A 9,604-nucleotide genomic window follows, 5' to 3' on the forward strand; every position below is an offset into this window, starting at 1 on the left:
ACCTCGTACGGCCCGATGGCTTTGTGCGCTGCGCCGAAGCGGTCGGCATGTCGGATGCGCTGGATCTCGCGGTGACCGAGCGCGTCTTGCAGGCGCTATCCACATCCGCCGCATCCATAGCAGTCAATCTGTCAGGTCTTTCGGTACAGAGCCCGGAGTTCCGCGACGCGCTGCTCGGCATGCTCGACGCAGCGCCCGCGATTCTCCCCCGTCTTCTGGTGGAGATCACGGAGTCCGTGGAGATCGAGAATGAGGCCGAAGCTGCACGCACGCTCGCGGCACTGCGCGAGCGGGGCGTGAAGCTCTGCCTCGACGATTTCGGGGCAGGTGCGGCTGCCTTCCGCTACCTCCGAGCGTTTCGCGTCGACTGGATCAAGATCGACGGCACCTACGTCACGAACGCGGCACGCTCCGCCCGCGACCGGGCCTTTATCCAGTCGATGGTGAGCCTCTCCGTGTCGGTCGGCGCCACGGTCATAGCGGAGCGCATAGAGACCGAGGCAGAGGCGGCCCTCATGCGGAACCTTGGCGTGCATTGCGGACAAGGTTGGCTTGTTGGCCGCCCTGCGCCCCTGCCGCGCGCAGCGGCAGCGAAACGCGAAGGCGTCAAGGAGACCTGGGTGTAGGCCAGCGACGCTCAGCGGGTGCCCACCACGCCATCGAAGTGAATGGAAGGCGGGCGGCATGGCCCGGTCGGCTGGGCTCGACCAGAAGGTTAAGCGTACGGCACCCCCGAGTGGGTCCCGCGAAGTGCATTTAATCGTTTATGCGTGGGAACCCAGTCAGATCATTATTCATGGATCGGTTCTGGGGCGTGGGGCGCGATAGGGTGCCATCGGTTGCGGATTGGATACTGCGGCGGATCGTGCCCCTCGGGGCACTGTTCGCGGCTGCGCTCCTGTCAACGGTCGCACTCGTGCTGCTGGACGCGCGGGACGACGCGTGGAACCAGGCGAACAACTCAAGCTCGAACCTGGCCAGAGCGCTGGAGCGCGATCTCTCCGCCGAGATGAGGTCCATTGACCTGGCGCTGGTGGCGATAAAGTCGATCTTGAACGACACGACGCATGGCCGGATCAGCCCAGAGTTGCAGCGTACCCTGATCCAGGAGCGGGTCCGCTCCACCCGCTATCTCGAAAGCGTCGCTGTGCTCGACGTCAACGGCGAGCAAATCTTCGACTCCCGCGGCGAAGTGCCGCATGGCGCCCCCAACCTCGTAGATCGCGACTACTTCACGGTCCATCGAGATCGGGCGGACGTCGGCTTCTATGTGAGCCGACCCTTCCGCAGCCGCCGCACCAACATCTGGTCGCTGGGATTCAGCCGTCGCCTGGTCTATGCGGACGGCCGCTTCGCCGGTGTCGTCATGGGGGCCGTACGCCTCGACCAGCTGGAAGCCGCGGTCTTCAATGGGCTTCAGCTCGGGCCCAGCGGCGCGCTGACCCTGTTCCGGCAGGACGGCATCATTCTGGCTCGCAGCCCGAACGAGGAGCCCCAGCTCGGCCGCGACCTCAGCGGCTCTCCCGTGGTTCGGCGGGCGCTGGAGGTCCCGGCCGGGCAGTACGTCACCGTCGCCGCGGTCGACGGGGTCCGCCGCCTGTACGCCCATAGGCGCCTCAGGGACGCGCCGCTCATGATCAATGTCGCGATGGCCCTGGACGACATCTATGCGGCCTGGCGGATGAAGGCGCTGGTCATCGGCTCGATTGCCATCGCGCTGGTCGCGGCCGCCGTGGGGATGGCCCTGCTACTGCAGCGGGCGTTGGCGCGGCGGCGAGTGATGGAACTGGCCGCCCGAGAGAGCGAAGCGGGCTTCCGGCTGCTCTCCGAGAACTCCAATGATGTGGTGTCCCGCATGGATGCCACCGGTCGGCGCCTGTATCTGTCGCCCGCTTCGGAGAAGATCTTCGGACGACCTGTCGAAGAGCTGCTGGCGCGCTCGACCCTCGACGACGTGGTGCCCGAGGACGCCCCGATTGTGCGGGACAGCCTGAGGCGCCTCGCTGCTGGCCAGCGTGAGGTCATGTCGACCTACCGCATCGCGCGACCGGATGGCGCGATCGCGTGGCTAGAAGCGTCAGCGCGGGCGATCATCGACGAACGGAGCAGTACGGTCACCGGCATGGTTGCGGTCGTCCGGGATATCACGGAACGGAAGGCAGCCGAGGATGAGCTGGCCTCCCTGGCGCGGACTGACGGGCTGACCGGCCTCGCGAACCGCCGCTGCTTCGACGAGGTGCTGAAGAAAGAATGGCGCCGCGCCCTGCGCGACCGGACCTCACTGTCGCTGTTGTTGCTCGACATCGACCATTTCAAGCTCTTCAACGACGCGTTCGGGCACCCGGCAGGGGACGCCTGCCTGCGGCAGGTCGCCCACGAAGTCCAAACGGCGGTCAGACGGCCGGCCGATCTCGCCGCTCGCTATGGTGGGGAGGAGATCGCCCTGCTGCTGCCCAATACCGTCGGCTCCGGCGCAACCGCGGTCGCAGAGCAGGTGCGCGCCGCCATTGAGAGCCTCGGGATCGCGCATTCAGGACTTGGCGGCATCGACCGCGTGACGGTCAGCGTCGGCGTGGCGACGGCAATCCCGTCCGCAGATGTCGGGGAGGAGTCGCTGCTGGCGGCGGCGGACGCGGCACTCTACCGGGCAAAACGCATGGGTCGGAACCGCGTCGCGGTGGCATTCAAGACAGCGGCTCACGGCGTCGCTGACGGGTGGACGCCAATTTCCAATGCCTAAGGGTTGCCTCGGCCGGGCAAGCTTCGAGCGTGGCGCATTCAATCCAGCCCTGCGGGCGACACCCTGTTGCCCGGCAGCTTTGTCACTTCGGCTCCGCCGTCTTCGCGAACTCGACATTGGTCGCGGCGAAGAGCCGCGGTAGGGAATCAGCGAGACAGACGGACAGCATGCGGGCGTCGCCCTCGCCGACGCTTGCGAAGGCATGCCGCATCTCGCTGTCGATGTAGGCGCTGTCGCCGGCTTCCAGCCGCACGGGCTCATAGAACTCGGTGTGGAGCTCGATGGCGCCGGAGAGGACGTGGATGTATTCCTCGCCCTCGTGGCTGGCCCAGCTCTCCTGCGGCAGAACCTCGCGGGTCCGGATGGTCATGATCAGCGGCACCATAGCCTTCCGTGTCAGCTCGTTGCAGGGCACCTCGTAGTCGTAGCTGTTGAAGCCGAAGCGCACGCCGTCCCCGGCACGGGTGATGACGCGCCGTCCGGTGGCGAAGCGCGGGCTCGATGGACTCAGGATGTCATCGATGCGCAGGCCGAGCGCGCGTGCCACCCGCGCGACCGTGTCGAACGAGGCGCCACTCTTCCCGTTCTCCACCTTCGACAGGGTGCCGATGGCGACGCCGCTCTCCTCGGAGAGGCGCGCCAGGGTCCAGCCCCGGGAATGGCGACCCTCGGCCAGCTTCCGACCGACCTCGGGCTGGCCAAGCACCACCGGCGTGCCCGGCCGCGCCACCTCCTCGGGCGCCAGATGCGCCCGCTTTCCGGGCTCCATGTTCCGTGTTGGCTTGGCCATCGGGCGCCGATTTTCCATATCGAAAAATTCTTGCGGTTATAGAAAAATCAAGAAACACTAGCCCGCCTCGTGAGGAGATACCATGCGGGTCGCGGTCGCCAGCTTCGAGTTCGAGGGGAATACCCTTTCCAATCAGATACATGGGCGAGGGGATTTCGCCAGGAAGGTGCTGGCGGAAGGGGCCGCGATGCTGCGCGCCGTGGAAGGCCGTGACCTTGCGGTGGCGGGCGGCATGGAGGTGCTGGCGGCCGCCGGGCTCGAGGTCGTGCCTCTCGTGGCGGCCCAGGGTGGCTCGGGCGGACGCGTCGACGACGGCTTCTACCGCGAGATCCGCGACCAGATCATCTCGGGCGCCGCCGCCGCCATGCCGCTCGCCGGGGTCTATCTCGCCCTGCACGGCGCCATGATCACCGAGAGCGAGAACGACCCCGAGGGCGAGATCCTCGCGGCTGTCCGTCAGGTCGTCGGGCCCGCCATCCCCATCACCGCGAGCTTCGACCTCCACGCCCACGTCACCCCCCGCATGGTGGCCGCGGCCGACGCGCTCGTCGGCTACGAGACCTATCCGCATATCGACGCGCACAACACCGGCCGACGCGCCGCGGAGATCCTGGTCGGCGCCATCAGGGGCAGGATCCGGCCGGTGATGCGGCTGCGGCGCATCGACGCGCTGCTGCCCGTTGCCGGTGGCGCCACCGATGACCCTGACGCCCCAATGGCCAAGCTTCGCCGCTCGGCTCGACGTGCCGAGCAGGAGGGCCGGGTCATTTCCGCCAGCTATTTTCCGGTGCAGCCCTGGCTCGATATCCCCGATCTCGGAATAGCCGGTTTGGCTGTCGCCGACGGCGACGCGGAGGCGGCTGCGCAGGTGGCCGACGAGATCGTGCGGGAGATGTGGGACCGTCGGCGCGAGTTCGAGATTCCGAACTTCGCCCCGCAGGAGGCGGCGCGCCGGGCCTTGGCCCATGCTTCCCCACGGGTGCTGATCTCGGACGCACCGGACTGCGTCGGCGGCGGCGCGCCCGGCGATGCGCCCGCGGTCCTGGCTGCTCTGTTGGAACAGGCGACCGCCACACCCTCGGCCGTGCTCGTGGTCGATGCGGCGGCGGCCGCGGCGGCCCACCAGGCGGGCGTCGGCGCCGCGCTCACCACCACGATCGGCGCCAGCCTGGACCCGCGCTTCCATCCGGCCGTCGCCGTCGATGCGGTGGTCGAAAGCCTGCACGACGGCAGCTTCGTCTATTCCGGTGGGGTCAGCGCCGGAACGCCGGGCAGGATGGGTCCCACCGCAGTCCTCCGCGTCGGTGAGCTGCGGATCGTCGTCCCGACCCACGCCACCTATGAATATGGCGACGAGCAATACCGTGCCGCCGGTATCGACATCCGGGCGCTGCGCATCGCGGTGCTGAAGAACCCGATGAACTTCCGGACCCTGCTCGACCACGACACGGCCTGGGTCATGGTGGCAGGCCCGGGGCCGACGACGCCGAGCCTCGACAGCATCGAGTGGAAGGTGAAGCGCCGCCCCTTCTGGCCCTGCGACGACCTGCCGCAGCCGACCTATCTCGGAGACTGACGCCTATGAGCGATACCCAATGCTCGTCGCCGCTCCCGCAGGACACGGCTCCGATGCCGCCTGCCGAGGCGGGCTTCGCGGATGGCACTGCCTGGATCGATGGGCGCATCGTCCCGGTCGCTGAGGCAACGCTGCCGCTCCTCGACTGGGGCTTTCTCCGATCCGACGCCTGCCAGGAGACCATCTCCGCGCGCGCGGGAATGCTCTTCCGGCTGGACGACCATCTCAACCGCTTCGAACGGTCGTTGGCCAAGCTCCGCATGATCGCGCCACTGTCGCGAGCGGAGATCCGGCAGGCGATCCACCGCCTGATCGCCGCCGCCGGGTTCAGGGACGCCTATGTCCAGATCATCATGACTCGCGGCCGCCCCCCGATTGGCAGCCGCGACATCCGCCTGTGCAGCAACCGCTTCCAGGCCTTCTGCATCCCCTATGTCTGGATCGCGCCACCGGCGGTGCAGGAGCGTGGCCTGCACCTGCACGTCAGCCGCCGCCTGCGTGTGCCGCCCGCCTCGGTCGATCCGATGGTCAAGCACTACCACTGGCTCGACTTCGAGATGGCCCTGATGGACGCGCATGACCATGGCGCCGAGACGGCGGTGGTCTCCGACGCCGAGGGGAACATCACGGAAGGCCCCGGCTTCAACATCTTCGTCCGCCAGGGCGACCGGCTGCTCACGCCACGGCACGGAATGCTGGACGGCATGACCCGCCGCAGCGTGCTCGAGCTCTGCGCCGAGCTCGGGATCGCCGTCGAGGAAACCGAGGTGACCGTCGATGCGCTCCGCGCGGCCGACGAGGTCTTCCTCACCAGCACGGCGGGGGGCGTCATGCCGGTGACCCGAGTGGACGACATCGCCATCCGCAACGGCCCCGGGGCGATCACGGCCAGGCTACGCCAAGCCTATTGGGACCGCCGCGGCGCGGGCTGGCATGGCGAAGCCGTCGACTACAGCTCCAACCCCCATGCGCAACAGGAACAGGCATCATGAAGCGCCGTACACTGCTCGGTGCGGCCGGCGCCGCCGCACTGGCTCGACCCGCACTCACGCAGCCCGCGACCGCGCGGGTGCTGCGCTTCGTGCCCGAAACCAACCTGATCGTCCTGGATCCCATCGTCACGACCGCGGCCGTCACGACGATGCACGGCTATGCGGTGTTCGACACGCTCTACGGCGTCGACGAGCAGTTGCGGCCTCAGCCACAGATGGCCGAAGGCGCACGCTTCTCCGATGACGGCAAGACCTGTGACATCCTGCTGCGCGAAGGACTGGTCTTCCATGATGGCGAGCGCGTCCTGGCGCGCGATGCCGTGGCGAGCCTCCGTCGTTGGAGCCAGCGCGACAGCTTCGGCCAGGCGCTGGCGGCAGCGGTCGATGCCTGGGAGGCGCCGGACGACCGCACCATCCGCGTCCGGCTGAAGCGCCCGTTCCCGCACCTGCTGCGTGCCATCGGCAAACCGCATTCGTCGCCGGCCTTCATCATGCCCGAGCGCATGGCGTCCACCGACGCCATGCGGCCGATCACGGACATGGTCGGGTCCGGCCCGCTGCGGTTCAAGGCCGATGAATATGTCTCCGGCAGCCGCATCGTCTACACCCGCTTCGAGGGCTACAGGCCGCGTGACGAGGCCGCCTCCTGGAGCGCCGGCGGCAAGCGGGTGCATTTTGACCGCGTCGAGTGGCATGTCATGCCCGATCATGCGACGGCGGCGGCGGCCCTGCGCGCGGGCGAGGTCGATTGGTGGGAAACCGCTCAAGGCGACCTGGTTCCGGCGTTGAGGCGTGACCGGCGCCTGACGGTGCGGCCGCTCAACGCCTTCGGGCTGATCCTCGGGATGCGCTTCAACCACGCCACACAGCCCTTCAGCAATCCGGCCCTGCGCCGTGCCATCCTCGCGGCGGTCAATCAGGCCGATTACCTCCAGGCCGTCACTGGCGGCGACGCGGATAGCTACCGGCTCTGCCGCGCCATGTTCCCGTGCGGGCTCCCCGGGGTGAACGAACTCGGCGTGGACGCGATGAAGCAACCGCCCGATCTCGCCCAGGCGCGTGCCGCGGTGGCGGCCGCCGGATACCGTGGCGAGAAAGTCGTGCTGCTGCACGCGAGCGATCACCCGGTCATTGCTCCTCTGGGCGATATCACGGCTGACCTGCTGCGCAGGCTCGGGATGAACGTGGATCAGCAGACGATGGATTGGGGAACCGTGGTGCAGCGCCGCGTGTCGCAGGAGCCGGTCGAGCGCGGAGGTTGGAGCATCTTTCACACCACCTGGCCGGGATCTTCGGTGACCAACCCTGCGGAGAACCTCTACATCCGCGGTCAAGGGGCGCGGGGCTGGTTCGGCTGGCACGACAACCCGGAGGCGGAGCGCCTCACGGCCGAGTGGCTCGCCACCAGCGACCCCGGCGAGGCGCAGCGGCTGCTGGATGCCGTCCAGCGCAGCACGCTGACGAGCGTGCCCGTCGTTCCGCTCGGTCAGATGCTGCCGAACATGGCGCACCGGCGCGAGCTCGGCGGGATCGTCACGGCGTCGTCGCCCTATTTCTGGAGCGTCCGGCGGCAGTGACGCCGGACGCTTCTGCGACGCGCTGGCGCCGCCCGAGGCCGCGTACCAAACCGCGGAGGCTGCCACGCATTAACCTATGATAATCGCGACCTTTCTGACCCTGCAGCATCACTGATGCGGCAGCTAGCGCAACTGCGGATGCCGCATCGGGTTCTTGTCGCAGGGCACGCCATTCCGGCGCGGGCCGCGAGGAGATGACGATGAACAAGGACCAGGTTGCGGGCACTGCGAAGCAGGCCAAGGGCGCGGTGAAGGATGCCACCGGCGCAGTGATCGGCAGCGACAAGCTGCAGGCCGAAGGCAAGATCGACAAGGCCGACGGCAAGATCCAGAAGGGCGTCGGCGACACCAAGGAAGCCGTGGCCGACGCGATCAAGAAGTAAGTAGGGGTGGGAGGGCGCGCCTGCCCGGGTGCGTCCGCCGCTCTGCCATTCCTGAACCCCCACTCGGAGCGTCGCGATGAGCATCTTCCGATCCATCATGTCGAAGATATTCGGGAGTGACATGGCGCCCGTTACCGCGCCCCAGCCCGGCGCGCCCGATCCCAACGCGTCCAGCGCCGCGGCCCCCGCGATGCCGCCGCCGGTACCGGCGGCAGGCGGGTCGACGCCCGTGGCGCCTTCGGCCGCTGCTGCGGCCGCTGGCGAGCCGATCGATGTGGAGAAGATGCTAACCGAGCTGGCTGCGCAGAACGGGCAGGGGCTGAACTGGCGGCAGTCGATCGTCGACCTGATGAAGCTGCTCGGGCTGGACAGCAGCCTGGCCGCGCGGAAGGAATTGGCGGCGGAGCTGCGTTATCCGGGCGACACCAATGACAGCGCGGCGATGAATGTCTGGCTGCACAAGCGGGTCATGGAGAAGCTGGCGGAGAACGGCGGCAAAGTGCCACCCGACCTGATCGCCTGATCGCCTGATCGCCTGACCGGCGCCGGTCAACTTACGACCCATCGACCTGTCTTGAGCGGAACGGGAGGGCTCCGCGGTCCCCCCGGCACTGGTATACTAATTTACGCGGATGCAAGACTCCGTCCCTACGCTGCTCGCTTTCCCAGAGAGCCGCAGTGATGAGTCTGATTCGTTCGATCCAGGGCCGCCTTATTATCGGCTTCGCCGCCGTGGCGCTGTTTGCCTGTGTTGGTCTGTCCGCCTGGTCCTGGCTACAGATGGAAGCGCGGCATGCCGCAGCGGCCGAGGCGGCATTGGAGGCGGGCCGGTCCGCTCTCGGACGAGCCTTGGACCTTGAGCAGCGACGCCAGCTTTCGATCGCGCGCAGTCTCGCCGTGCTGGAGCCCGTCGTCCGTGCGGTCGCGATGGCCGACCGCCCGGCCACCCTGAATGCACTGGCCCCGACTTTCCAGGCTCTGCAGCAGGCGAATGATGCGACGAATGTCTCCGTGGTGCTCCCCACCGGCATCATCCTGATGCGCGCCCATCAGCCCAACACCTTCGGCGACGATGTCAGCGCCCGGCGCCAGGACATGATCGCCGCGATGCGGGAAAACCGGGAGAGCACCGGCATTGAACAGTTGCCAGCTGGTCCGGGGGTCGCCGCGCTGGTGCCGGTCCGCCAGGACGGCCGTGTGGTTGGTGTCCTCAACGTAGGCACGGTCTTCAACGCCTCGCAGTTGAACCGGATCCGCGCCGAGACCGGCCTGGCTATCGCGATGCATGTCGTGCGGGGGGACGGCGTTCGCACGGTTGGCGCCACTGAAGGCTACCGGCGCGTCGCGAGCGACGAGGAGCTCAGGGCAGCCCTGGCGGGTGATCGCGTGTCGCGTCATGGCAGCCTTGAGGGGCGGCCGATGATGCTCCGCCTCGTCAGGCTTGAGAACTCGACCGGGCAGGCCGTCGCGGTCGCCGAGATCCTTCTGGACCGCGGCGCCGCGGAGGCGGAGGCCGCAGGAGAGCGGGCCTGGATGGCAGGGCTGG

Annotated in this window: 9 protein-coding genes; 8 read left to right on the forward strand and 1 reads right to left on the reverse strand. The window is 68.1% G+C overall.

The window, feature by feature from the left end:
- The coding region (locus GXW71_RS33700) for an EAL domain-containing protein (RefSeq protein WP_211858327.1) at positions 1-626 on the forward strand (626 nt) is incomplete at its 5' end.
- Between the two features lie 170 nt (positions 627-796).
- A complete protein-coding gene (locus GXW71_RS33705) occupies positions 797-2,740 on the forward strand; it encodes a sensor domain-containing diguanylate cyclase (protein WP_211858328.1) in 1,944 nt (647 codons plus the stop codon).
- A gap of 82 nt (positions 2,741-2,822) precedes the next feature.
- On the opposite strand, the gene GXW71_RS33710 is transcribed toward GXW71_RS33705, so the two are convergent.
- The gene (locus tag GXW71_RS33710) at positions 2,823-3,530 is read right to left on the reverse strand and encodes a helix-turn-helix domain-containing protein (RefSeq protein ID WP_211858329.1); all 708 of its coding nucleotides are present in this window, start codon (positions 3,528-3,530) and stop codon (positions 2,823-2,825) included.
- Between the two features lie 82 nt (positions 3,531-3,612).
- Between GXW71_RS33710 and GXW71_RS33715 the strand changes: the two genes are divergently transcribed.
- The 6 genes from GXW71_RS33715 to GXW71_RS33740 form a co-directional block, all read left to right on the forward strand.
- Positions 3,613-5,106: a M81 family metallopeptidase gene (locus tag GXW71_RS33715; protein WP_211858332.1), complete on the forward strand. Its 1,494-nt coding sequence runs from the start codon at positions 3,613-3,615 to the stop codon at positions 5,104-5,106.
- Positions 5,107-5,159: 53 nt separating this feature from the next.
- The gene (locus GXW71_RS33720) at positions 5,160-6,098 is read left to right on the forward strand and encodes an aminotransferase class IV (RefSeq protein WP_211858334.1); all 939 of its coding nucleotides are present in this window, start codon (positions 5,160-5,162) and stop codon (positions 6,096-6,098) included.
- On the forward strand, positions 6,095-7,675 hold the full coding sequence (locus tag GXW71_RS33725; protein ID WP_211858336.1) for an ABC transporter substrate-binding protein: 1,581 nt from the start codon (positions 6,095-6,097) through the stop codon (positions 7,673-7,675). Before GXW71_RS33720 ends, GXW71_RS33725 begins: the two co-directional genes overlap by 4 nt.
- 200 nt (positions 7,676-7,875) lie before the next feature.
- Positions 7,876-8,058 carry a CsbD family protein gene (locus GXW71_RS33730; RefSeq protein WP_211858338.1) on the forward strand — a complete coding sequence of 61 codons (183 nt, stop codon included), beginning with the start codon at positions 7,876-7,878 and terminating at the stop codon, positions 8,056-8,058.
- A 76-nt stretch (positions 8,059-8,134) separates the two neighbouring features.
- On the forward strand, positions 8,135-8,581 hold the full coding sequence (locus GXW71_RS33735) for a DUF3597 domain-containing protein (protein WP_211858340.1): 447 nt from the start codon (positions 8,135-8,137) through the stop codon (positions 8,579-8,581).
- A 158-nt stretch (positions 8,582-8,739) separates the two neighbouring features.
- Positions 8,740-9,604: cache domain-containing protein (locus tag GXW71_RS33740; RefSeq protein ID WP_211858341.1), on the forward strand; the 865-nt coding region annotated here is incomplete at its 3' end.

Source organism: Plastoroseomonas hellenica (genome assembly GCF_018129085.1).
GTDB classification, from domain to species: domain Bacteria; phylum Pseudomonadota; class Alphaproteobacteria; order Acetobacterales; family Acetobacteraceae; genus Plastoroseomonas; species Plastoroseomonas hellenica.